This window comes from Flavobacterium bomense, assembly GCF_003970355.1.
On the sequence record NZ_RYDJ01000011.1, the window covers coordinates 11,415 to 35,852 of the forward strand.

Genomic DNA, 24,438 nt, shown 5'->3' on the forward strand with positions numbered 1-24,438 from the left:
AGTCGTAAATGGATGAATTCCTTGGATAGTAACCATTAGTCCTATTTAAACTATATGACTATCCGTTACTTGTATCAATGGCAAAAAAGTATATATTTGGGTCTGAATCAAAAAAGTAACTGCTATGAAATCCGCGATATCGGGTTAGATTGATGATTACTGCTTTAGAAACAACTTGGTATCAGTTACGGACAGTCATAAAAAATAATATTCTTTATAAAAAAGGAGCTTCAATTTGAAGCTCCTTTTTTATAAATATAGCTCTATAATACACTTAGGCTTTCAATCGACACGCTTTGCTGTCGCCATTTACCACAACTTCGGTCAATCCTAAAGAAGATAAATTTTTCATGGCTTTATCCCATTTTTTACCGCTCAGTTCCGATTTGATTTTTAGTAAACCAAAATCCATTTGGTTTTCATTGACTTTCAAAAGGTCAATAATCAATTTTTCATCGTCTTCCAATTCAATTTTAACTTGAGTTTTTTCTGGGCGCATTTGCGGGAACAACAACACTTCCTGGATAGAAGCATTATTTGTCAAATACATAATCAATCGATCCATTCCAATTCCCATTCCGGATGTTGGAGGCATTCCGTATTCTAATGCTCTCAAGAAATCTTCGTCAATTATTCCTGTGGCTTCATCATCTCCTTTTTCAGCCAATCTCATTTGGTCTTCAAAACGGGCTCTTTGATCAATTGGGTCATTCAATTCAGAATAGGCGTTTGCCACTTCTTTTCCGCAAACCATCAATTCAAAACGTTCTGTCAATTCTGGATTGTCACGGTGTTGCTTGCAAAGCGGAGACATTTCCTTTGGGTAATCCGTGATGTAAGTAGGCTGAATGTAATTTCCTTCGCATTTCGCGCCAAAAATCTCATCAATCAGTTTCCCTTTCCCCATGGTTGCATCTACATCAATTCCCATTCCTCTGGCAGCATCAAATAACGCTGTTTCACTTTTTCCTGAAATATCAAATCCAGTAAAATGTTTGATAGAGTCCGTCATTGTCACTCTGGCGTAAGGCGCTTTAAAATTGATGGTATGTTCTCCAAAAGTAACTTCTGAGCTTCCATTTACGGCAATCGCGCAATGTTCTAAAAGGTCTTCGGCAAATTTCATCATCCAGTTGTAGTCTTTGTAGGCTACATATATTTCCATGGCAGTAAATTCTGGGTTGTGGGTACGGTCCATTCCTTCGTTACGAAAATTTTTCGAAAACTCATAAACCCCTTCAAAACCACCAACAATCAATCTTTTTAAGTATAATTCGTTCGCAATACGCATGTACAAAGGCATATCAAGCGAGTTGTGATGCGTGATAAAAGGACGCGCTGCAGCACCACCGGGAATTGGTTGCAAAACAGGCGTTTCTACTTCAAGATATCCTTTGTCATTAAAAAAAGAACGCATTGCATTGAACAATTTTGTTCTTTTGATAAACGTTTCTTTTACATGATCATTCACGGTCAAATCCACGTACCGACGACGGTATCTTTGTTCCGGATCAGCAAAAGCATCGTGTGTTTTTCCATCAGCATCCGTTTTTACAACAGGAAGTGGTTTCAAGGCTTTGGCCAAAACCGTCAATCCATAAACATGAACCGAGATTTCTCCCACTTGCGTTTTGAAAACCGTTCCGCGAATCCCAATAAAATCGCCAATATCCAACAGTTTTTTGAAAACGACATTATACATGGTTTTCTCCTCATCTGTCGAAATATCATCTCTCGAAACATAGATTTGAATACGCCCTTCAGCATCTTTCAATTCGGCAAATGACGCCTTTCCCATGATACGCTTCCCCATCAAACGACCTGCTAAAACCACTTCCTTACCTTCGTATTTTGCAAAATCAGCTAGGATTTCGCTAGAATATGAGGTTGTAATAAATTCGGCTGCAGGATAAGGCTCAATACCTAAATTGCGTAATTCTGTAAGTGCTTCTCTACGTAATATTTCTTGTTCGGATAATGCCATTTTATGCTGATTTTAAGAGCGCAAAGATACTATATAAGTTTTAAAATTTAAAGTTTAAAATGTACCGTTTTTTGGAGCAGAATATTTTGTTTCTTCAAGACGATCCGTCCCGCTATTCGTTCTATCTTTTTTCCTTGTTCAAAAAAAAACAAGAAAAAAAGGATGCCACTGCTATCGGGGCTATGCTACGACTTTTATTTTTTTAAATCAACATGAAAAATAGTACAAATAACATATATAGAAACCAATAAGTATTTTAAATTACCAAATGGAAAAACACGATTTACTGCTTTTAGTATTATTTTTGATCAGTTGCCAAGTAACAGAAACCATTTGTCTAAACCAAGACGGAACCGGAGAAATTGAAACAGAATTACTCCGCGATGAACATCGTTGTATGTAATTTATAGCTGAAAATCACTCCAAAGAAGACGTTTTTCTTGATACAACTTATGTTTTTAAAGATCTGATAACCAAAAATTCCGAGACGTTTTCCAAATTACCAGCATCCGAAAAAGCCATTTTTAAAAAAATTACTACGGTAAAAGTCCATAGTAAGAAAAGTTCCTTCGAGAAAGATTTTTGCATAATAATCAGTCAAAAATTTAATACAATAGCCGAAGTTGCTGATTTATACAAAACCGAAGAATAGGCGGATGATATAGAAAATAATTATGCATTGGTTGCCGAAGAACATTATTATAGTGTTAGCTTTACTTTTGATGGAAGTACTTTTAAAAGAATTGTCAAAATTACAGACGCAGTAGAATTAAAAAAGCAACAAGAAGAAATTGAAAGATTAAAAATACGCTTCCATAAATTTAAAGCCGTTCAAAATTTTATTTTGAAATATCATTTTCCTCGAAAAATAAAATCGGGTTCAAATATAAATTCAAAAATAAGCGATGACAAAAAAGCAATGGAAATGCAATTTCTAATCACAGATTGTTTAAAAATCCGGTGAGTATAAATCTTGAAGTTGTTTTGGAATAATAATATTGAACTTAAATAATCGCCTTATGGTCAAGTCGAGCGCAGTCGAGACTCATTTGGTTAGTCTCGACTGCGCTCAACTTGACAGAAATATGAGTTAATCCTTCAATGGTTTTTTCAAATCTTGTAGGTGACTTTTTTGGCGCAATGATAAAACATCGAAATTAGTTCAAGTCCGAGACTAATTATTTTTGATTCATAATTTTATATCATACCTGCAAGGTTTGAAAAAAAACCTTATAGGAAAAAACAGTAAACTCAAAACGTTGTACCTTTGTCATTCAAAAATAAGTGAACGAAATAGGATTGCTTCGTTCCTCGCAATGACACATGAATAAAAACATCCAACTTCAAGATTTAGGAACTAAAGGTTACAAAGAAACTTGGGAATACCAAGAAGAATTGTTCAAAGAAATAGTTGACTTAAAAATTAAAAATAGGAGAGAAGAAACGAGTTTACAAACACCCAATTATTTCCTTTTTGTAGCACATCCGCATGTATATACATTAGGCAAAAGTGGTGATTTAAGTAATTTACTTTTGTCTGAAAAACAATTGGAAGCTAAAGGAGCTACTTTTTATAAAATCAATCGTGGTGGCGATATTACCTATCACGGACCTGGACAAATCGTAGGGTATCCTATTATAGACTTAGAAAATTTTTTTACGGATATTCATAAATACCTACGGTTTCTGGAGGAAGCTATTATTCTTACCCTTGAAGAATATGGAATTGTTTGTGGCAGAAGCGAAGGCGAAACCGGCGTTTGGTTAGGCGCAGGAACACCATTTGCCAGAAAAATTTGTGCAATGGGCGTTCGCGCTTCCCGTTGGGTCACTATGCACGGATTTGCTTTAAACGTAAATGCTGATTTGGGTTATTTTGACAATATTATTCCCTGTGGGATTCGCGGTAAAGCCGTAACTTCTTTGAACGTAGAACTAGGCGTAGCCAAAGTGAATGAACAAGAAGTCAAAGAAAAAATCCTGAAACATTTTGCCATTCTTTTTGATGCCACTTTTGAGAAACCTGCACTCAAAAATCGTTACACGAGCCTGTAAGGCGAACTGGCGAAGCAATCTAAATTCAAAAATCAAAACAATACTGTTCCGGCAACAAACGAAATGTCATTCGGTGGTGTTTTGTAACCCCATATTTCCGAATGGCTTCCCGGTGTTCTTTGGTAGGATATCCTTTATTTTGTTTCCAATTGTACATTGGGAATTCCTCATGAATCCGATTCATATATTCATCCCGATACGTTTTTGCTAATACGGAAGCGGCGGCAATACTCATAAATTTTGAATCTCCTTTTATGATACTGGTATTCGGAATCGAATGTAGGATTTCAATTTCAGCATCGGTAAAAATCTTTCCTCCGCGATTTTTAATCCCACCCTTAGGAATCAATAGAGTATTTCCGTCTACAATAATGGATTCAGGTCTTGGATTTAGTTTTAAAATACTTTCCTGCATTGCTTTTATGGAGGCGTTCAAAATATTTATTTGGTCAATAATCAACGGTTCCAGATGGGTTACGGCAAATGAAACACATTCTTGTTCTATAATAGGTTTTAATTTTTCTCTTATTTTCTCAGACAATTGTTTGCTGTCATTTAATAACTCATTTTGGAAATGCGCAGGTAGTATTACGGCTGCTGCAGTCACGGGGCCCGCCAGACAACCCCGACCGGCCTCATCAGTTCCGGTTTCTAAATATGGCGTTAAAAAAAAAGGACTTAACATTAAATTGATTTTGACAAAAATAAGATTTTTGAAGTGATTATCCGCAGTTTGTAGTGTCATAATAACTAAATTTCATTGGTATGTTTATTTTTTGAAGAGGAATGGTGTCAAAAACACAAAGTGTTAAATTTTATAAAAGCTTGTTTATTTAAAGAATTATTAAGATTTTTGTGAAATAACTAATTCAAAACAAATTAATATGAGATCAAAATTTAAATGGATTTTTACGTTGCTGTTGGCTTTGTCAATGCAATTTGTGTTCGCACAAGAAAAGACCGTTACAGGAGTAGTGTCTGATGCTACAGGACCTATTCCTGGAGTGAATGTTATTATTAAAGGAACAAATAGAAGCACACAAACAGATTTTGATGGTAAATATTCCATTAAAGGAAGTAATGGGGAAGTTTTAGTATTTTCATTTGTTGGTATGAAAGATATGACAGCAAATATTGGAGCTTCATCCACAGTTAACATTAAAATGTTACAAGCAGATAATACCCTAGAAGAGGTTATTGTTGTAGGTTATGGTGTTCAGAAAAAGAAAGACCTTACTAGTTCGATTTCCTCCATTAGTGGAGAAGCTATAAAAGGTCTAATTACACCTAGTTTTGAAAGTCAATTAGCAGGAAGAGCTGCAGGTGTGCAAGTTACTACACAAAACGGGATTTTGGGTGTAGCGCCGAGGGTTAGAATTAGAGGTGTGGCTACCATTAATAGTGGTACTCAACCTTTGTATGTAGTGGATGGTTTACCAATTTACTCTGGAGATATTGGAGGTTCTGCTGATACCAATGGTTTGGCCGATATTAATCCTAACGATATAGAGTCTTTCGAAGTCTTGAAAGATGGTGCTGCGACTGCAATTTATGGTTCTAGAGCTGCAAACGGTGTGATTTTAATTACTACTAAAAGAGGTAAAAAAGGAACAATGAAAGTTTCTTACAGTAATGTTACTGGATTTGCTTCAGCAACAAAAAGATTTGATTTACTTAAAACGGCTGATTTTTTAGTTATAAATAACGAAAAAAGACTAAATGCAGGTCAAGCGGCGTGGGCAGCTGGGAGTAATTTTGATACTGATTGGCAAAGTCAGGTTCTGAATAAAGGGGCTGTTCAAACTGATCATTCTCTGTCTTTTAGTGGAGGTTCTGACAAGACTAGATATTTCATGTCTTTAGGTTACTCTACTCAAGATGGTATTGCGAAGTCAAACAGTTTAGATCGTTATTCTCTTAGGTCAAATCTAGAACATGAAGTAACGTCATGGTTAACAGCTGGGGCTAATATTGGGGTTACCAAAACTAATACCTACGGATTGAATACAGGAAGGAACTCTATTTCAGGAAATATCTTTAGTGCAATAAGACAGTTGCCTAATACTTCTCCTTTTGATGCAACAAACCCAACAGGTTTTAACCTTAATGCATCCGGAAATATTGGTCAAGGTACAAATCTTACACAAGCCACGGATAATTTATCCAATATTAGCTTTGTATTAGCAAACAACAAGTTTGAATCTAAGGTAACTAGGATTATATCCAGTGCTTTTTTATCCGCTGATATCCTTAAAGGTTTAAATTATCGTTTCCAAATTGGAGTTGATAACGCTTCAACAAACGGATTTTTATATTGGAATCCATTACATGGTGATGGACGTGGAACTAATGGACGATTAAGTAATAATAATAATACTTTAACTCGTTGGAATGTTCAAAATGTTTTGTCCTACAATAAAACATTTAGTGATGATCACAATTTATCTTTGACAGCAGTTTATGAAGCTCAAAAAGAGAGAAATGAAGGTTTTTTTGGTACTGGTACCAATATAACTGATCCATTTTTTAATGAAAATGTGGTAACAGGGGCTTTTGGTACTCAAGAATCAGGGGGTGGTGTCAGCGAAGAAGGTATTATTTCTTATATTGGAAGAGCAAGTTATAATTATAAAGAAAAATATTTTGTTCAAGGTACTATAAGACGTGATGGACTATCGAAATTTAATTCAGATATTCGCTACCAAAGTTTTCCTGGTGTTTCTGGAGGTTGGAATATTGCGAATGAAAGTTTTATGGAAAATTTTAAAAGTGTCATTTCTCAATTCAAAATCAGAGGGTCTTACTCTTTAACGGGTAACACAAATGTGGGAAGAAGTAATTATCCTTATTTGAGTACATATTCTCCTTCATTTTATGGACCAAACAATGGTATCGCATTTACAACTTTTGCAAACAGAAATTTAAAATGGGAAACAAGTACTAAAATTGATTATGGAGTAGATTTGTCTTTATTTAATAATCGTTTGACTTTAAACTTTGATTATTTCAAGAATACCTCTGAAGATGTAGTACTTCAGTTTCCGATAGATCCTTCATTAGGCGTTCCAGGAAATGCAATAGATAGAAATGCTGCAAATGTATTAAACAAAGGGTATGAATTTGGAGTAGATTATAGTGTTATAAACACTAAAGATTTCAAGTGGAATGTCAATGCAAATTTAACCTTACAGAAAAATAAAGTTTACAATTTGCCAAATAATGGTGCAGATATCATTGGTGGAAGCTCAGGAGATATAAATATTCAGCCAAATATCATTATTCGGGAAGGTGAATCATTAAACTCACTTTATGGATTTACATATTGGGGTGTAAACGCTGCAAACGGTAATCCGGTCTATTATAAAGCTGATGGTAGCTTGGTTCAAGGAAATATCGCAACAGCTAATTACAAAGTATTTAATCCAGCCGATCCCACAAATGTATCCGTTGCATCGTCTTTAACACAAGCCGATAAAAAGATTCAGGGAAATTCACTTCCTACTTATTTTGGTGGATTTAATTCTAGAATGAGCTATAAGGATTTTGATTTTAGCTTCTTGATTCGTTTCAGTGGTGGAAACAAAGTTTTTAATGGTACTAGAAGAGATTTACTTAATTTAGGTTTAAGCAACAATAGCACAGAAATCCTTGGTAGATGGCAAAGTCCAACAAATCCTGGTGACGGAGTTACGCCTAGATTAGTTGCTAACCAAAATCCATTTATTAACCAAGCAAGTAATCTAACAACTCGTTTTGTAGAAGATGCAGACTTTATTAGTTTAGATAACATAAGTTTAGGGTATTCGTTTCCAAAAATTTTAACCGAAAAAATAAGCGTTGAAGGAGTGAGATTGTCAGCTCAGGTACAAAATTTATTTTTAATAACGAAATACAAAGGATTAGATCCAGAATTAGAAACTTCTGGAGTTGATTTAAACGGTACACCAAGAGCAAGAATTTTTTCAATTGGTATTAACGTAAATTTATAAAAAAATGAAAAAATACATAAAAATAGTAACTAGTGTAATGCTAGTAATGGGATTGTTTTCTTGTTCAGATGAGAAAATATTGGAACTAACTCCTATAAATGCGGTAGCGTCTGATGTTGCATTCACAACACCTACTTTGATAACGGCTTCAATGAACGGTATGTATAACGCGGCTTCGGTTGGTATTTTTAATAATACAGCAAACAATCCGAATAGTGGTCGAGGTTATATCTGGGGTGCAGCTTTTGTTCAGCAAGGAGATAATAGAGGAGAAGATGTAATTAATTTAGCCGGATTTTATCAGTTAACATATACAGGTACATACGATGCTGGTACGGCAAACAACACCTATTATTTTGTTGATGGTTACCGATTAATTAACAGATGTAATCTAATTATTGAAGGTGTAACTGATGCTGTAAGTAAAAATGTTATTACAGCTCAGCTTGGAAATAGTTACATAGCGGAGGCAAGATTTTTAAGAGCAATAACACATTTTGAAATGTTGAATTATTTCGCAAGGCCTTACAATTTTACTGTCGGTGCTAGTCACCCTGGTCTACCATACAGAGAGGTAGGTGTTGATACTGACGCGGAAGTAGAGAGCGAAAAAGCGCAAGGAAGAAATTCAGTAGCGGAGTGCTATGCTAAAGTTTTAGCTGATTTGAATTTTGCTGAGAGCAACCTCATTGGCACTAATAAATTTAGAGCAACAAAAGAAGCTGCTATCGCTTTTAAAACTAGAGTGTATCTGCAAAAAAGAGATTGGGATAATGTTGTAGTTGAAGGGTCGAAATTATCTGCTCTTTCTTTAGCTCCAACTCCAGCCGGTGCTTTTACGTTAGGTACGAATGTTGAAACTATTTTTTCAATTCAACATGGTGCCACAGCTGGTCAAAACCCTGGTGTCAACGGTTCACTTGCGTCAATGTATAAAAATAGAGCTTTAATTTGTATTAGTCCAATCATTTGGAGAGACGCGATGTGGTTAAATGATGATAAAAGAAGAGAGAATGGTGTGATGACAACGATCAATGCGGGTAATGTTTTAACAAACAAATATACTGATATTACAAATTCAACTGATCCCGCTCCAGTAATTCGTTTCGCAGAAGTACTTTTGAATATGGCAGAAGCTAATGCTAGAAAAACTTCGCCGGATTTAACATCAGCTTTGACACAGTTGAATAGAGTAAGAAATAGATCATTAGCTGTTCCATCTACTCAAACTTATACTACAGCAAGTTTTGCAACAGCAAAAGATTTAGTTGGTGCAATATTAAAAGAACGCAGAATAGAATTTATTTGTGAAGGAAGAAGATGGTCAGATATTCACAGATTACAAGGGGATGATTTGTTTCCAATTGATGGAATTCCTTCTAAATTAGCTAATGGTAATCCTCCTGCTGGTTCATTTACTTTGGGAACACCGTATACAGGCCCAAGAACAAATGCTGCGATCCCAGGAAGTGATTTTAGGTTCTTATGGCCAATACCATTATTGGTAACAACAACTAATAAAATTTTAGCTGGTCAGCAAAATCCAGGTTGGTAATGTAGATTCATATTTTAACAAGAGAGAACCTTCCCCAGTCATTTTGATTGTGGAAGGTTTTTTTATTTAATGATTTTTAGTATTTCAGCGTTATAAAGGTAAAAATTCATGGCTTATTTGATAAGAAAATTCATTGAGTTATACCAAACGAAAATATAATATAGAAATAGTACTAAATACGGTAGGTGATTTTAACTAAGTTAACTTATGTTTTCAAGATGAAGCTCGTTTTGGTTTGTTCACTCAAAATGAAAAATCTGTTACTGATATTAAAGTTTGACCAATTTGTCTTTTCAATAAGTTTTTAAATCAACTTTTCTGTTTGGTTTTTCTAATAGGTTGTCAAGTTTACTATGTCGAGTGTCTTGATAAAAAATCCTTGATTTTTGTGTCTTTTGAACTGTTTCAGGCATACAAGATTCAAATAGTCTCATATTTAAAGAATAGTTTCAGTTTTTGGACCTAATAATTGTTGATAATTAAATCCGCTCCAGTTTCTAAATATGGCGTTAAAAAAAAGGACTTAACATTAAATTAATTTTGACAAAAATAAGATTTTTGAAGTGATTATCCGCAGTTTGTAGTGTTATAATAACTAAATTTCATTGGTATGTTTATTTTTTGAAAAGGAATGGTGTCAAAAATATAATATGTTAAATTTTATAAAAGCTTGTTTCTTTAAGAAATTATTAAGAAATTTGTAAAATAACTAATTCAAAAAACAAATTTAATATGAGATCAAAATTCAAATGGATTTTTTCGTTGCTGTTGGCTTTGTCAATGCAATTTGTGTTCGCACAAGAGAAAACTGTTACAGGTGTAGTGTCTGATGCCACGGGATCCTTACCTGGGGCGAATGTCGTAGTCAAAGGAACTACAAGAGGAATACAAACGGATCTAGACGGGAAATATTCTATCAGAGTAAGTGCTGGAGAGGTATTAGTGTTTAGTTTTATAGGCATGGAAAATGTCTCAAGAACGGTAGGAACTGCTAATTCAATCAACGTTAGTATGATTGATGGCGGAAATACTTTAGAGGCTGTTGTTGTTCAAGGATACAGAACGGTAACAAAGAAAACAGCCGTAACTGCAGCTGCCACAGTAAACAGCGAAACAATTGAAAACCGACCAAATGCAAATGTTTTGAATACAATTCAAGGACAATTGGCAGGTGTTAATATTACCGCAAGTACAGGTCAGCCAGGAGCTAAATCTTCAGTTATTATTAGAGGAGCAGGAACAATCAATGGGAATACAGATCCTTTGTATGTAATTGACGGGTTTCCTTCAAATAGTGATAACTTTAGATCGATTAACCCAAATGATATTGCAAGCTTAGACGTTTTGAAAGATGCTGCTGCAATTTCTCAATACGGTTCTAGAGGGTCTAATGGTGTAATTGTTATTACAACAAGAAAAGGAAGTTACAGTGAACCAAAAACTACTTTTAGATATTCTTCACAATTTGGTATTAATGATTTACAAACTCCAAGATATTCTTATGCCAATTCAAAACAATTGTTAAAAATTGAGAAGAATTTCGGAGCGGGTCGTGGATCTACGTTAACAGATGCTCAGATTAATGCGTATAATATTAATACAAATTGGGTAGATTATTTTTTTAACCAAGGGACTTCTACAAACCACAATTTTAGTATTGAGAATAATGGTAAAAACATAAATTCGTTTACTTCGGCCAGTTTCTTTGATCAAGAGGGGGTTTTAGAATCTACAGGTCTTAAAAGGTTTACAGTAAGAAATAATTTGAATGGAAAGTCAGATGATGGGAAATTTAAATTCTCTGTAAATTCAGCTTTTGGACATTCAAGAAATAATGAAGCAACGAACTTAGGAGAAGGTGCTATTAATAGAAATTATGTAACTGGGGCTTATTTAGGTGCGCCTTATGTTTCTCCTAATGAATATCAAAATTCTGCACAATTATTCAGTTTGTATCAGGCTAATGGTACATTGTTGTATACGCCACTGATGTTGGTTGATAAATTGAAAACGTATCAAAATAGTACTCAGGAAACCAGAATTGATCTGGCAACGGAGCTTTCTTATGAGTTTGTTGATGGACTAACGGGTAGAGTACGAACTTCAGGACAATTGTTGCAAAATAGATTTCATCAAGCGGAATTTCCAGGATCATTTAATGCGTTGTTGTTTTTAGCTCCTAGTCAAGTTTTTGGTGGTTTTGAGGATATCAATGAACGAAGAGAGTTTTTATTCAATAATTTGTTTATGTTGGATTATAATAAAACGTTTGGGAAACATACGTTTAATGTTTCTGCAGCGTCTGAGTACAATCATTCAAGATTAACGTCGAATAATATTAGACAAAGAGGCTTGGATCCAAAACTTTTTGTACCTAATACAGGAGCGGGTTATATTTCGGATACTTCAGCAAATGATTTCTACGTGCCTACTATTTCAGCCTCTCAATTGAGAAATGATTTGATTTCTTATTTCACAACATTTGATTATGATTTCAATAGTAGATATGGACTTGTTGCTTCCTATAGAATTGATGGAAGCAGTCGATTTATTGAAGAAAATCAATTTAATAATTTCTGGTCTTTAGGTGGTAGATGGAATATAGATGAAGAAGAGTTCATGCAATCATTAGATTTTATTAATGTTTTGAAACTTAGAGGATCAATAGGAACTTCTGGAAATCAGAGAATTGTAGATGGTACTATTTTCGCAGGAATAAATCCTCCCGCATTTGCAGATATTTATCCAGGTTCAAATAACGCTTACAATAATGGTACTGGATATAATCTTAACCTTGGTTTTCCTGCGTTGAAATGGGAAACTACTGAACAGTATAACGTAGGTGTTGATTTTGAACTATTAAGAGGCAGAATTAGAGGGTCTTTTGATTATTATAATAAAAAAACAATTGACTTATTTATAAGTGAACCATTAGTGCCTTCAACAGGAGCAACATCGCTTACGAAAAATTCAGATGCTTTTATTGTTAACAAAGGATTTGAATTAAGTATTGGATATGATGTTGTTAGAACCAATGACTTACGATTAACAGTTCGTGCTAACGGATCTAGTAATGACAATAGCGTTGGTGGAATTATAGCAAATAATGGAAGAATTATTACGGGGAATTTGATTACTCAGAACGGAGGTAGCATCAGAGAACCTTTTGTGTATCATTATTTAGGAGTTAATCCAGTAAATGGTAATTTATTATTTCAAGACATAAATGGTAACCCAACAGAAACTCCAGTAGCAGCTGACAGAAAGCCATTAGGTAAAAACAATGTTCCAAAGTATCAAGGTGGTTTTGGGTTTGATTTTGACTATAAAGGGTTCTTCGTGTCATCAACTTTTACTTTTGCTCAAGATGTTGTGCGTTATGATTTCGATTTATCTAACTTGTACAGTCCAGGTAATATTGGTACATTTAATGTAACGGATGATTTGTTGAACGCTTGGACAACGACGAATACAGCTACTGATGTTCCTTCTTTAAGAGCTGGAAATATTTCGGCTCAAAATCTTTCAGATCGATTTATCAAAGATGCTTCTTATGTTAGGCTTAGAAATGCTCAAATCGGATACAGAGTGCCAAAAATATTTTTAGCTAAAACATTCTTGACTGATCTCTCTTTCACTTTGCAAGGTGAAAACTTATTTAACATCACACAATGGCAAGGTTTTGATCCTGAAAGTTCAAGAGCTAGTGATGTATACCAATACCCAACTGCCAGACAATTTACTTTTGGGGTAGATTTGAAATTTTAATTTATAAAATCTTATGAAAATGAAAAAAATATTTATTTTATCAATATTAGCGGGTACTCTTTTTGTATCGTGCAATAATGATTTATTAGACCCTTTTACTCCGGGATCGCTAACAGAAGAAGTTGCGTTCACTAGTTCTACGGATTTACAAAGGTTGATGAACTCCACTTATGGTTTATTAACCAACAGAGAGGATATTATTTTTAGTTCTGTTTTTACTGATGAAGTTGGTATTGGATTTGCTAACGGAGGTCAGGGAATTAATGATGATTATGTTTTCTTTTTGAACGTAAGTTCTGCATCACCTTCTAATATCTGGACCGCTTCTTATTTCACTCTTTCAAGAGCTAATCGTGTAATTGTATTTGCGGATCAATTATTGGCAACTACAACTGATGCAGCTGAAAAAGCAAATTTGAACAGGCTTAAAGCAGAAGCTTTAACGGTAAGAGCACTATCTCACATGAAGTTGCTTTCTTATTTTTCTCCGGATCTTAAGAGCAACGATGCGTTGGCTGCAGTTTTAATTACCAGAGTAGTTACTTCAGCTGAACCGGGGATGCAAAGATCTACAAATGGTGTTTTTTATGCGTCTATTCATAGTGACCTAGATGCTGCTTTGGTGTTGTTTAATGCCGCCACTTCAAGTCCGTACTCAGGAGCTACTGCGAAATTATATGCAGGTAAGAATTTAGTAAAAGCGTTAAAATCTAGAGCATTTGTTCTAAAAGGCGATTATACTAATGCTGAAATTTGGGCTAATGATGTGATCAGTACATCAGGTCTAGTGTTAGCGGATGTCTCTAATTACAACAGTGTTTTTCACACGGATTCAGAACCAGCCAATGTAGAAGTAATTTTTAGACTGAAAAGAACATTGCAACAATCTTCTCAAGCAGCTAACCTTGGTAATGGTTATGCCTCTGTAAATCCTACGAAGGATGGTTCTCCATTCTATGAAATAGGTAGATCGTTGTACAATGCTTTAAGTACAACCGACATAAGAAGATCAACTATAGTGCACCCAACATCAGTTCCAGATGCTAATTATGCAACTTCTACTGATTATAGAAACACGGATGTATTAGTTTTAGCTAAACATCCAGGTACTTCTACAGTAGGTAATTTAAATAGTGATTTTAAAATCGTTAGATTATCTGAGATGTATTTTATCAAGGCCGAAGCGAGAGTGGCTGCGGGTGATTTAGCAGGTGCTGCTTCAGCAATAAAATCTATTTTAGATAAACGTTATTCTACTGCACAAACTTTACCAGTATATGCTAATGCTACGGCAGCTTGGAAAGCTATTTTAGATCAAAGAAGACTAGAATTCGCTTTTGAAGGATACCGTTTCATAGATTTAAAAAGAATAGGTGTTTTAGCAGGTGCAGGTATCAATAGAGATCCTGCGGACTATAGTTCAAGTTCAGCGAACTATCCGGCTGGAAATCCATCTAATTTACCATTGACTAGTCCTAAATTTGCATTGCCAATTCCTCAGGTTGAGTTGAATGCAAACCCTACTATTCAACAAAATGCAGGATATTAATTAAATTAGTATTTCCTATAGAAACCGGCTTTATGCCGGTTTTTTTATGTCTTTTGGTTTTCTTGACGTTTGATTTTTATCTCTTTTTATAGGATGATTTAGTTGCGATTTCTGTAATATCAAGAAAAACCAGTGTACATTAGGTGCTATTATTAAAACCCGTACAATTATCCCACACAAAAGCATTTCTTTGGGAGCTTCAAAGAAATACAAACGATCAGGCATCCGGTACAAATGACAATAAAGGATTCTTTTTTTTCAAAAAGAAGTATTGATAAATATATTTGAATGAATATTGCGTCAACTGAACAGACCAATTTACAACGACTCTGTTTTTGCTAATAGATCCAAAATAGTGACGTTAAAGGCGCATTGAGCTTAAACTATTCTTTTAAGGTACTTTTGTTTTCATATTTATTTCAGTGACGAATTACATGTTTTTTTAAAATTTTAAAAAACCATTAAATTGGTAGTTAAAAAATTTTAATATTTGTTTAGAATAATTCAGGTATAGTAAATTAAGATGTTACAATAGTGTAGGAATTCTTTTTTTATTTTGGATGGCCAGTCGCACTAAAATAATTCCGCTGGTTACCATTAAGGGTAAAACTATTACTAAATGTGCTTTGTTGATTATCAAAAAGAAATAGAGTACAACGGAGAGCAGATTAAATAAAACCAAATTATAGATCCCTTTTTGGCCCTTTTTCCAATAAAAATACAATAACCCTATTAAGGTTGGGTTAAACAACAAAATGTTGTAGTTGTAACCCAGCTCAAGATGATCTGAATAAAACCCAATAAACGTAAAGAATAGTCCTATTGTTGCCATTAGAATAAGGTACAACAAATTGATACCCTTTTTGTTTATAAAAATGATTAGAGCAAGCAGTAAAAAATAGGTATACGGATTGTTCCACCAAGAGAAGGGAACTTCATTTTTGAATTCGATTATGGTTTTGTTTTCCGGTGCCAGCGGACGGTTTTGAAAAAAAACTTTTTTCAGGCTTTTTTGCAATTCAAAGGGAAGAAATAATTGCGTGCCTAATTGATCTACTTTTTTTCCAAAAATGATACTAGTCCCTAACTTTTCATAGAAATGACCATAAAAATACGGATACAAAATAGTTCTGTAGGTGAGGTCAGTATCAGCATTTTTTACAATAGCGGTTGTATCTAGTGTTTTGTTGATAATGGCAACAACCATCGAGGTGCAGTTTTTATCGATAAACTTATAGGTGTAATAACTTTCTCCTGATGCTAAGGATGTATTGAGGTTGTCAAACAGTTTTTGTTTTAAATGTTTAGGAATATTCAGCTCCTGCTCATAAACAGATCTTCTTTCGTACTGATATTGATTGATGAAATCTGGATAGGAATTTGCTACAGCAAAATACTGTAGGTCTCCTTTTATAAATTTCATCACGAAATTAGGGGTGTTAAAATCAAAAGCTCCATAATTATATACCACATCAATTGCATTTATTGTATCCTGAACGCGAATTGCCGTGTGGCCAAAAAGAGAATACGATTCATTGCCTGTTCCACAGGTTAGTACACTGACCTTCGTGTTTTTTGATAATTGGATGTTTTGTCCAAAACTACACGGTGCCGTTAAAAATAAAAACAGGAAGAAAATTATTTTTTTGAAAGAAGAGGTTTGCATTCGTTAGCTTTTAAAGGGTAATAGGGCGCTTATGTATTTAAAAAATAAATTTGCGTCCGCATTGATTGTATTTGTTTTCCAAAGATACTCAAAGAAACAAAAATGAAGCAGAAAGTTTGGTGGTTAAAATCAGAATTCATGTTTTCTAACGTATCGTGAACTTTTAAAAAATGGAATCATAATCCACAGCATTATTTGATTATAAAGGTTCTGTTAAATTAATTTCGGAACATTCCCAAATCTACTTTCACCGAAAAAATATTTGAGTATAAAGCGGTACTTTGATTGCCTAAATCGGTCAATGCATAGTCAATCTGAATACCTTTGTATTTAAATCCCAAGCCAATATTAGGTTGGAAACCTACTCTTTCCGTCTGGTCTAATTGCTGTACATTCTGAAAATTACCCACTCCGGCACGAACGAAGACCAAATCAGTGTAGCCAAATTCCAGTCCTAAAGCGGGATCAATACTTATAAAATTAGTTGCAATTAAATCATTGGTTCTGGCAAAGCGCATATTCACATTGGCTGCAGCCTGAATGCTGTAATCATACCGAATGATGAACCTTTTAGCAATACCCAATTGTGCTTTTGGGGCAGTAATTTCGGTACTTTCCGGTAATTCTTGGTTTTCTTCAGGAATGGCACCAGCAATTTTTTTATATTCGTCTTTGTCAATATTCCACACGTTATACGTCGTGGTAATGTCGCGGAGCATTAGCCCAAATTGCCAGTTGTTTTTTTCGAATTGGATTCCGGCATCAAAACCAAATCCCCAAGAATTAGCAAATTTCCCGATGATTCGGCGAATCACTTTAGCGCTTATACCATATTGAAATCCGGGAACGGGTAGTTTTCTGGCATAGGAAAAGGTAAATCCATAATCAGCCGTAGAGAAAAGACTGATTCGGTTGTAGTCAATATTACCCTGACTATCGATTAATTCAGTGGTGTTTAATATATCATCAACTCCAAAACGTATTAATGAAATGCCCCAAGCACTGTGATCATCAATTGGGCTGGCGTAGGCCAAGTAATCGTATTGGGCAATATTTGCAAAATAATTAGCATGCATTACTGAAACCTGATGGTCTTCCAGATGAATCAAGCCAGCGGGATTCCAATATCCTGAATTGACATCTCTGGTTGAAGCCACGACAGTATTTGACATGCCCAATGCAGCCGCATCAACCCCGATATTCATGAATTCATTGGAGTATTTTCTAACCGCTTGGCCATACGTGAGGGTGCTTGCCAAGAGGATTGCTACTAAAAAGCTTTTTTTTAAGGGCATCATTTTTACGAACTAAAAGTCTGTTTAATTTTTATCAAAAATATAATTTTTTACTGAGGATATTTCATTTTGCTGCTGAATTTAGTATTGCGGATCAATTTAGTGTGGATTAGTCCTGAATTTATTGGATCTTCTAGTTTCTTGAGCTAAAAAATTTATGGGTAACAATGGTCGTAAAGAATTAAATTAACACGCGGATAGTACTTGAAAAGTTTGTTTTTATTCATTTTTTTAGAATCATAGTAAATTACAAAAGGAAGAATACCTTTTTTACAGCTGTTGTTTGAATTATTTGCACATAATTTAGAAATGCCCCTTTCAGAGTTTTGAGTCCTTAAAAAGCTACTTGGCTGTAGCGGTTTAAATCTCTATTACAAAACGTACTTTTCATTCACTTATTATGTTAAATTTGCCATCTTTGTGTACTTAAACTTTATTATGATGACTATTAAAAAGCATATCCCGAATTTAATTACGTTACTGAATCTTTTTTGTGGGTGCATTGCGCTGGTATTTGCTTTTAATAAAGATTTTGAAATGGCCTTTTATTTTGTTTGTCTGGGTATATTTTTGGACTTTTTTGATGGTTTTTTTGCCCGATTATTCAGGGTGTCAAGTCCGTTGGGATTGCAGTTGGATTCTTTGGCAGATATGGTGACCAGCGGAGTTGTCCCGGGTTTAGTGATGTTTCAAATGATGATTAGTCATGCAACAACTGCACCAGCAGGTTATTTGCAGTTTTTCCCTTATTTGGGTTTTGTAATTGCGTTGGGCTCTTGTTATCGTTTGGCTAATTTTAATATCGATACCCGTCAAACAGATTCTTTTATTGGTTTGCCAACGCCTGCCAATGCACTGTTTATTCTGAGTCTGCCGTTGGTTTTGAAATATACCGATTCTATATTTATTGTTGAACTATTGACCAACCCATGGTTTTTATTAGTGCTAACCGTATTGAGCGCCTTTATGCTAAATGCGGAAATTCCGTTATTTTCTCTGAAAATCAAGAAATTCAGTTTCAAAGAAAACACCCTTCAAATTGTCTTTTTGATCTGTGCTTTTCTATTGTTGGTTTTCTTTCGCTATTTAGGAATTCCATTACTGATACTGTTTTATGTTTTACTGTCGGTTTTGAATAATAAAGTAGTCAAAAAGTAATTTTTGAATGAGAAAACAAACCGTACGAAGAAAAACTACCCTTGTCCGTAAACATAAGAAGAAAGCAACTGTTTTCTCCGGAAAGGTTTTACGCTATTCTATTGGTACTCTTTTAGTAGCACTGATGGCTGCTGTTGGATATCATTATAGAGATGGTTTAGCGTACTATTTTAGTTTTAAATCGGATAAAATTCTACAAGAAGAAACTGAAGCCAAGCGCATTTCTGATGTTCGAAATTTTCAGGTTTTAGAAAAGCACGAAGGAAAAAGTATCGGTTTAGATGTTTCAGAATACCAAGGTAAAATCAGATGGACTTATGTGGATACTTTAGAAAATAAATATCCACTACATTTTGTGTTTATTCGCGCTACGGTTGGGAAAGACCGGAAAGACCGAAATTTTGAGCGGAACTGGTTGGGTGCCAAAGAAAATAAAATGATTAGAGGCGCCTATCATTATTATCGTCCTAACGAAAATTCAATTGAACAAGCCCAACTTTTTATCAAAACCGTCACCCTTCAAAAGGGAGATTTACCGCCTGTTTTGGATATTGAAAAATTACCTAAAAACCAGTCGATTGAAAATCTTAAATTAGGCTTGAAAAGGTGGTTAAATGCTGTAGAATCCCATTACGGGGTGAGGCCTATTATCTATACCGGCGAGCGCTATTACGATGATTTTTTGAAAGAGGAATTCGGCGATTATCTTTTTTGGATAGCCAATTATAATTTTTACAGGGAGGAAATAGCCAAAGACTGGTTGTTTTGGCAATTTACGGAGAAAGCTTCTGTTCCAGGAATAAATGGCAATGTAGATGTCAATATTTACAATGGAGATTTGGAGCAGTTGCGGTATATTACCGTGGAGTAGTTTTTTTTTAATGAGAAGTGGTCAGTGAGAAGTGAGCAGTGTTCAGTGTTCAGTATTCAGTGATCAGTATTCAGTAGTCAGTGAGCAGTAGTTAATAAGCAGTGTTCAGTGAATAGTGAAAAATAAATTAGTGAAAGGTTTTAGCTTCTGATTTGCAACTCTTACGATTTTAGAGTAAAATAAGTTATTGAATTTTTACTTTAGTTATTTTTCAATACTGTATCTATTTCGATTTTTAATTTTGGTAAGTGATTGGTAAGTATAGCCCAAATAGTTTCATCGGATATGTTATCGTAGGCATGAATTACTTGGTTTCTTAATCCAACGATTGCGGTTGCATCAGTAATTTTGGAAGTAAAAGAACTGTCAGTTTTTAATATGCTGTTTATTGCTTCTCCTATAATTTCAAGATTCCGTTCTACGGCTCTTTTTCTCATTATGTTTTTTCTGTATTCAAAAAAATCCATCTTTTCATCTATAAAATAACTGTTTATTTCATCAATAGACACTTGGACATCATAAAGCCGTTTTAGGATTTTTTTATCCATAAATTAATTGTTTGTTTTCTTCAATAGAACTAATTAAGTAGGGGTTTTTTAAAGTTTGTTCTTCTACTAAATCAATTTCTCTTTGCAGTAAATGTTTAAGTTTAGTTTTAAGATCAATGTAGTTTAAGAAGTATAATTTAAGGTCAAAAGATTTAAATTTCACTAAGAAATCAATGTCACTTTTTTCATTAAAAGAAGAAGTTGTTGCAGAACCAAAAAGATATAACTTTTCTACATTATGTGTTTCACATAAATTTTTAATTGTTTCTTTATTTAGGCTTATTAGATTCATATATCAAAGATATAGATTTTTTCTTATATGTTGTGAGTTTCTGAAAAGGTCGCAGGTCAAACGCATTAAAATTGAACCACATAGAAGCATAGAATTTAATTTAATTTTTGATTTAAATCTGTTACGAACAGTCGAAATTTAGGTGACATAGAAAAAAAGCCACTGCTTTTTTTTCTATTGTGAACTCTTATCACCATCAATTTTTTTTTTCACAGGAATAAATACTATGCTTCTATGTGGTTTGACTTAAATTTATTTTAATGCGTCTGATTGGAGGTTGTTTTAGCAATTCACTGAAAAGGCATCAGTTCCGGGGATAAAAGGGAATGTCGATTTTAATATTTATAGTGGAGATTTGCAACAGTTGCGCTATATTGCTGTGGAATAAATTATTGCTATTTTAGGATAGAAAAGGTCACAAAGGCAAAAAATAATAGGGCTCCAATCAAAAAAAGTACTGATTTAGGATTGGCAAAATTTATTGTGTTGCCCATCCAAGCATTTTTTTTAGGGGGTAAAATACGTTTATCTCCTTTGTTGTAATAAAACACTCCCCAAATCCAGTTGTCGGGATCTTTACTCCATTTCTCTAATGTCTCTTGACTTGGGTTGTCTTGATCTACCATTTTTGTAAATTTTAGGTTTAAATAAAAAATTATGAAATAGTAATTTTATAACCAAGCTTCTGATCACTTAAGAATTGATCACTTTTTAAAATTCCAATTTTTTCTTTCTCAACTCGAAATTTTGCCCCAGATACACACGACGTACCATTTCATCCTCAACTAATTCTTCTGGAATTCCGGCTTTAAGGATGCCACCTTCAAACATCAGGTAGGTTTTATCAGTGATGGCTAAGGTTTCCTGAACGTTGTGATCTGTAATAAGAATTCCGATATTTTTATTTTTTAATTGCGCTACAATTCGCTGAATGTCTTCAACGGCAACAGGATCGACACCGGCAAATGGTTCATCTAATAAAATGAATTTTGGATCTGTAGCCAGACAACGGGCTATTTCAGTTCTGCGGCGTTCACCGCCGGAAAGTAAATCCCCACGATTGGTTCTAATGTGTTCTAAACTAAACTCATCAATTAAACTTTCCATTTTTGCTTCTTGTTCCGCTTTGGATAATTTTGTCAATTGCAAAACACTTAATATATTGTCTTCGATGCTTAATTTTCTAAAAACGGAAGCTTCTTGAGCTAAATAACCAATTCCCTGCTGTGCTCTTTTATACATCGGGTAATCTGTGATGTTCAAATCATCTAGGAATATATTTCCGGAATTGGGTTTTACTAATCCCACAATCATGTAAAATGAAGTTGTCTTTCCGGCACCGTTAGGCCCCAAGAGTCCAACGATTTCGCCTTGATTTACCTCTACCGAAATGCCTTTGACAACACTGCGTCCTTTGTAGGTTTTGATTAGATTTTCGGCTCGTAATTTCATTTTTTTTGGTTTAATCGTTTAACGCATCAATAGTTTAATTGTTTAATCGTCAAATAAACGAATAAACAATTAAACGATAGAACTTCTTAACAAATTATTTTGTTGCGGTTTCCTCCAGTGCTTCCCAGAACTCATAGGCTCTGCGCAAATGAGGCACAACAATAGTTCCGCCAACAAGTGTAGCAATTCCCATCGCCTCCATCATTTCTTCTTTGGTGACACCTTCTTTGAAGCTCGTCTCCAAATGGTATTTTACGCAATCATCGCAGCGTAAAACGGCCGAAGCAACAAGGCCTAAAAGCTCTTTTGTTTTTACATCCAAAGCGCCTGGAGCATACGCATTGGTATCCAAATTAAAAATTCGCTTTACAATTTTATTATTGTCTGCCAATAATTTTTCGTTCATTTTCGAACGGTATTCGTTGAATTCATTTATGATATCAGCCATTTACTTTTTTTTGATTTTTTACAACTATTTTCGATATTAAGATACTTGCTTCATAGATTAACAACATCGGGATGGTTACAATTATTTGACTCACCACATCCGGAGGTGTTACAATTGCCGCTACTATAAGGATGATGACTACGGCATATTTCCAATATTTCCTCAAAAATTCAGGGGTTACCAAGCCTAATTTAGTCAGGAAATAGATAATTATTGGTAATTCAAAAAATAATCCGCAAGCGATAACACTGGTTTTTACCATCCCAATGTAGGAATCAACGCTAAACTGATTTTTTACTACATCACTTATGGTAAATGTAGCAAAAAAGTTCATCGACATGGGGACAATTACGAAATAACCAAAAAGGACACCCATGAAAAAGAGCAAGGAGGAGGTGATCACAAAAAGCTTTGCGTGTTTTTTTTCGGTTTCATACAATGCTGGGCTTATAAATTTCCAGATTTCCCATAATACAAAAGGAAATCCCAATATAAAACCGGCAGTGATACAGGTCCAGATCAATACATTGATCTGCCCTTCCATATTGGTGTTTTGAATGATAAAAGCCATTTCGGTTACGCAAATACTATCAGCAAAACCCAAATAATGTGATAAATCACAAAAAGCACGGTAGGTAATAAAATTTGGATTGGTTGGTCCAAAGATGATAACGTCAAAAATATAGTCACTGATAAAAAATGTAACAGTGGCCAGGATTAATATAGCCACAGTACTTCGAACTAATAACCATCTTAATTCTTCAAGATGATCTAAAAAGGACATTTCGTTTAAGTTTTTCTTTGCCATTATAGTATTCCTTCTTTTAAAATGTCGTGTATATGTAAAACTCCTTTGTATTCGCCATGATCAACCACTACTAATTGGGTGATAGAAAAATCTTCCATTATGTTGAATGCCTCAACTACCATAGCTTCCGAAGAAGTCATTTTTGGGTTTTTTGTCATAATATCTTTTGCGGTTAAATCAGTGAAATTATCTCGTTCATTGAGCATTCTTCTTATATCTCCGTCCGTAATGATTCCGATTACCTTATGCTGATCTACAACTGCAGTGACGCCAAGACGCTTTTCTGAAATTTCGAAAATAACTTTCTTGATTGAAGCATCCGGAGTAACCATCGGTTTGAGACTGTGCTCTAACATATCTTTCACTTTGAGCAATAATTTTTTTCCTAATGCGCCCCCAGGATGGTAGACTGCAAAATCTTCCGGTTTGAAATCGCGCATTTCCATCAGGCAAACCGCAAGTGCATCCCCCATGACAAGTTGTGCGGTAGTGCTGTTTGTAGGCGCAAGATTGTTTGGACAGGCTTCGGAGGTGACGGTAGTATTCAATACAAAATCAGATCCTTTGGCAAGAAAAGAGGACGTATTTCCAGTAATGGCAATCAAGGTATTGCCAAAACGCTTCAATAACGGAACCAGTACTTTTATCTCCGGACTGTTGCCGCTTTTCGAAATACAAATAATCACATCGTCATTTTGTATCATTCCTAAATCACCATGAATGGCTTCGGAGGCATGAAGAAACAACGACGGAGTTCCGGTAGAGTTAAAAGTAGCCACCATTTTTTGGGCAATAATAGCGCTTTTTCCTATCCCTGTTACTACTAGTCTTCCGGCAGTATTATAGATGCTTTGTGTGGCACTAATAAAGTTTTCATCCAGAAAATCAGCGAGTTTTGCAATGGATTGGCTTTCCGATAAAATAGTTTTTTTGGCACTGGCCAATATATTTTCTGTAGTTATCAAAACTGAATAATTAAAATTTGTGTGTGTAAAAGAAA

General features: G+C 34.6%; 19 protein-coding genes. 8 read left to right on the forward strand and 11 right to left on the reverse strand.

What is annotated here, in order from left to right; translation table 11 throughout:
* Window positions 1–274: 274 nt before the first annotated feature.
* Window positions 275–1,984 carry a lysine--tRNA ligase gene (lysS, locus tag EKL98_RS10225; protein WP_126462030.1) on the reverse strand — a complete coding sequence of 570 codons (1,710 nt, stop codon included), beginning with the start codon at window positions 1,982–1,984 and terminating at the stop codon, window positions 275–277.
* A gap of 268 nt (window positions 1,985–2,252) precedes the next feature.
* Here lysS and EKL98_RS18430 point away from each other — a divergent pair, with 268 nt between their 5' ends.
* Window positions 2,253–2,387, forward strand: coding sequence for a hypothetical protein (locus tag EKL98_RS18430; protein ID WP_255416231.1), 135 nt, complete (start codon window positions 2,253–2,255; stop codon window positions 2,385–2,387).
* Window positions 2,388–3,307: 920 nt separating this feature from the next.
* Window positions 3,308–4,039 (forward strand): lipoyl(octanoyl) transferase LipB, encoded by a 732-nt coding sequence (gene lipB, locus EKL98_RS10235; RefSeq protein WP_126562224.1) that lies wholly within the window; start codon window positions 3,308–3,310, stop codon window positions 4,037–4,039.
* Between the two features lie 25 nt (window positions 4,040–4,064).
* On the opposite strand, the gene EKL98_RS10240 is transcribed toward lipB, so the two are convergent.
* On the reverse strand, window positions 4,065–4,724 hold the full coding sequence (locus tag EKL98_RS10240) for a ribonuclease HII (protein ID WP_126562336.1): 660 nt from the start codon (window positions 4,722–4,724) through the stop codon (window positions 4,065–4,067).
* 199 nt (window positions 4,725–4,923) lie between these two features.
* Between EKL98_RS10240 and EKL98_RS10245 the strand changes: the two genes are divergently transcribed.
* The 4 genes from EKL98_RS10245 to EKL98_RS10260 all read left to right on the forward strand — a co-directional run bounded on the left by EKL98_RS10245 (window position 4,924) and on the right by EKL98_RS10260 (window position 14,900).
* Entirely contained in the window at window positions 4,924–8,028 is a 3,105-nt protein-coding gene (locus tag EKL98_RS10245; RefSeq protein WP_126462036.1) for a SusC/RagA family TonB-linked outer membrane protein, read from the forward strand.
* 4 nt (window positions 8,029–8,032) lie between these two features.
* A complete protein-coding gene (locus tag EKL98_RS10250) occupies window positions 8,033–9,583 on the forward strand; it encodes a RagB/SusD family nutrient uptake outer membrane protein (RefSeq protein ID WP_126555187.1) in 1,551 nt (516 codons plus the stop codon).
* 732 nt (window positions 9,584–10,315) lie between these two features.
* Complete coding sequence (locus EKL98_RS10255; RefSeq protein WP_126562226.1) at window positions 10,316–13,351, forward strand: SusC/RagA family TonB-linked outer membrane protein; 3,036 nt, start codon at window positions 10,316–10,318, stop codon at window positions 13,349–13,351.
* Window positions 13,352–13,370: 19 nt separating this feature from the next.
* On the forward strand, window positions 13,371–14,900 hold the full coding sequence (locus EKL98_RS10260) for a RagB/SusD family nutrient uptake outer membrane protein (protein WP_158618326.1): 1,530 nt from the start codon (window positions 13,371–13,373) through the stop codon (window positions 14,898–14,900).
* Between the two features lie 526 nt (window positions 14,901–15,426).
* On the opposite strand, the gene EKL98_RS10265 is transcribed toward EKL98_RS10260, so the two are convergent.
* Together EKL98_RS10265 and EKL98_RS10270 are read right to left on the reverse strand one after the other, a co-directional pair.
* On the reverse strand, window positions 15,427–16,566 hold the full coding sequence (locus tag EKL98_RS10265; protein ID WP_126562230.1) for a lipoprotein N-acyltransferase Lnb domain-containing protein: 1,140 nt from the start codon (window positions 16,564–16,566) through the stop codon (window positions 15,427–15,429).
* A 218-nt stretch (window positions 16,567–16,784) separates the two neighbouring features.
* On the reverse strand, window positions 16,785–17,861 hold the full coding sequence (locus tag EKL98_RS10270) for a putative type IX sorting system protein PorV2 (protein WP_449404010.1): 1,077 nt from the start codon (window positions 17,859–17,861) through the stop codon (window positions 16,785–16,787).
* A 441-nt stretch (window positions 17,862–18,302) separates the two neighbouring features.
* Between EKL98_RS10270 and EKL98_RS10275 the strand changes: the two genes are divergently transcribed.
* Together EKL98_RS10275 and EKL98_RS10280 are read left to right on the forward strand one after the other, a co-directional pair.
* Window positions 18,303–19,019 carry a CDP-alcohol phosphatidyltransferase family protein gene (locus tag EKL98_RS10275; protein ID WP_126555203.1) on the forward strand — a complete coding sequence of 239 codons (717 nt, stop codon included), beginning with the start codon at window positions 18,303–18,305 and terminating at the stop codon, window positions 19,017–19,019.
* Between the two features lie 7 nt (window positions 19,020–19,026).
* Entirely contained in the window at window positions 19,027–19,890 is an 864-nt protein-coding gene (locus EKL98_RS10280) for a glycoside hydrolase family 25 protein (RefSeq protein ID WP_126562232.1), read from the forward strand.
* A 200-nt stretch (window positions 19,891–20,090) separates the two neighbouring features.
* Here the strand turns inward: EKL98_RS10280 and EKL98_RS10285 are convergent, their stop codons facing one another.
* The 7 genes from EKL98_RS10285 to EKL98_RS10320 all read right to left on the reverse strand — a co-directional run bounded on the left by EKL98_RS10285 (window position 20,091) and on the right by EKL98_RS10320 (window position 24,403).
* Window positions 20,091–20,438, reverse strand: coding sequence for a HepT-like ribonuclease domain-containing protein (locus EKL98_RS10285; protein WP_126562234.1), 348 nt, complete (start codon window positions 20,436–20,438; stop codon window positions 20,091–20,093).
* Window positions 20,431–20,730, reverse strand: a complete 300-nt coding sequence (locus EKL98_RS10290) for a nucleotidyltransferase family protein (RefSeq protein ID WP_126562235.1) — start codon at window positions 20,728–20,730, stop codon at window positions 20,431–20,433. The genes EKL98_RS10285 and EKL98_RS10290 overlap by 8 nt, the downstream gene beginning before the upstream one ends.
* Before the next feature lie 395 nt (window positions 20,731–21,125).
* The gene (locus EKL98_RS10300) at window positions 21,126–21,356 is read right to left on the reverse strand and encodes a DUF5808 domain-containing protein (RefSeq protein WP_126562237.1); all 231 of its coding nucleotides are present in this window, start codon (window positions 21,354–21,356) and stop codon (window positions 21,126–21,128) included.
* Between the two features lie 85 nt (window positions 21,357–21,441).
* On the reverse strand, window positions 21,442–22,182 hold the full coding sequence (lptB, locus tag EKL98_RS10305; RefSeq protein ID WP_066082639.1) for an LPS export ABC transporter ATP-binding protein: 741 nt from the start codon (window positions 22,180–22,182) through the stop codon (window positions 21,442–21,444).
* Between the two features lie 94 nt (window positions 22,183–22,276).
* Entirely contained in the window at window positions 22,277–22,630 is a 354-nt protein-coding gene (locus EKL98_RS10310) for a carboxymuconolactone decarboxylase family protein (protein WP_126453460.1), read from the reverse strand.
* Window positions 22,623–23,438 (reverse strand): twin-arginine translocase subunit TatC, encoded by an 816-nt coding sequence (tatC, locus tag EKL98_RS10315; RefSeq protein ID WP_126453463.1) that lies wholly within the window; start codon window positions 23,436–23,438, stop codon window positions 22,623–22,625. Before tatC ends, EKL98_RS10310 begins: the two co-directional genes overlap by 8 nt.
* Window positions 23,438–24,403, reverse strand: coding sequence for a KpsF/GutQ family sugar-phosphate isomerase (locus EKL98_RS10320; RefSeq protein ID WP_199740693.1), 966 nt, complete (start codon window positions 24,401–24,403; stop codon window positions 23,438–23,440). Before EKL98_RS10320 ends, tatC begins: the two co-directional genes overlap by 1 nt.
* Between the last annotated feature and the right edge of the window lie 35 nt (window positions 24,404–24,438).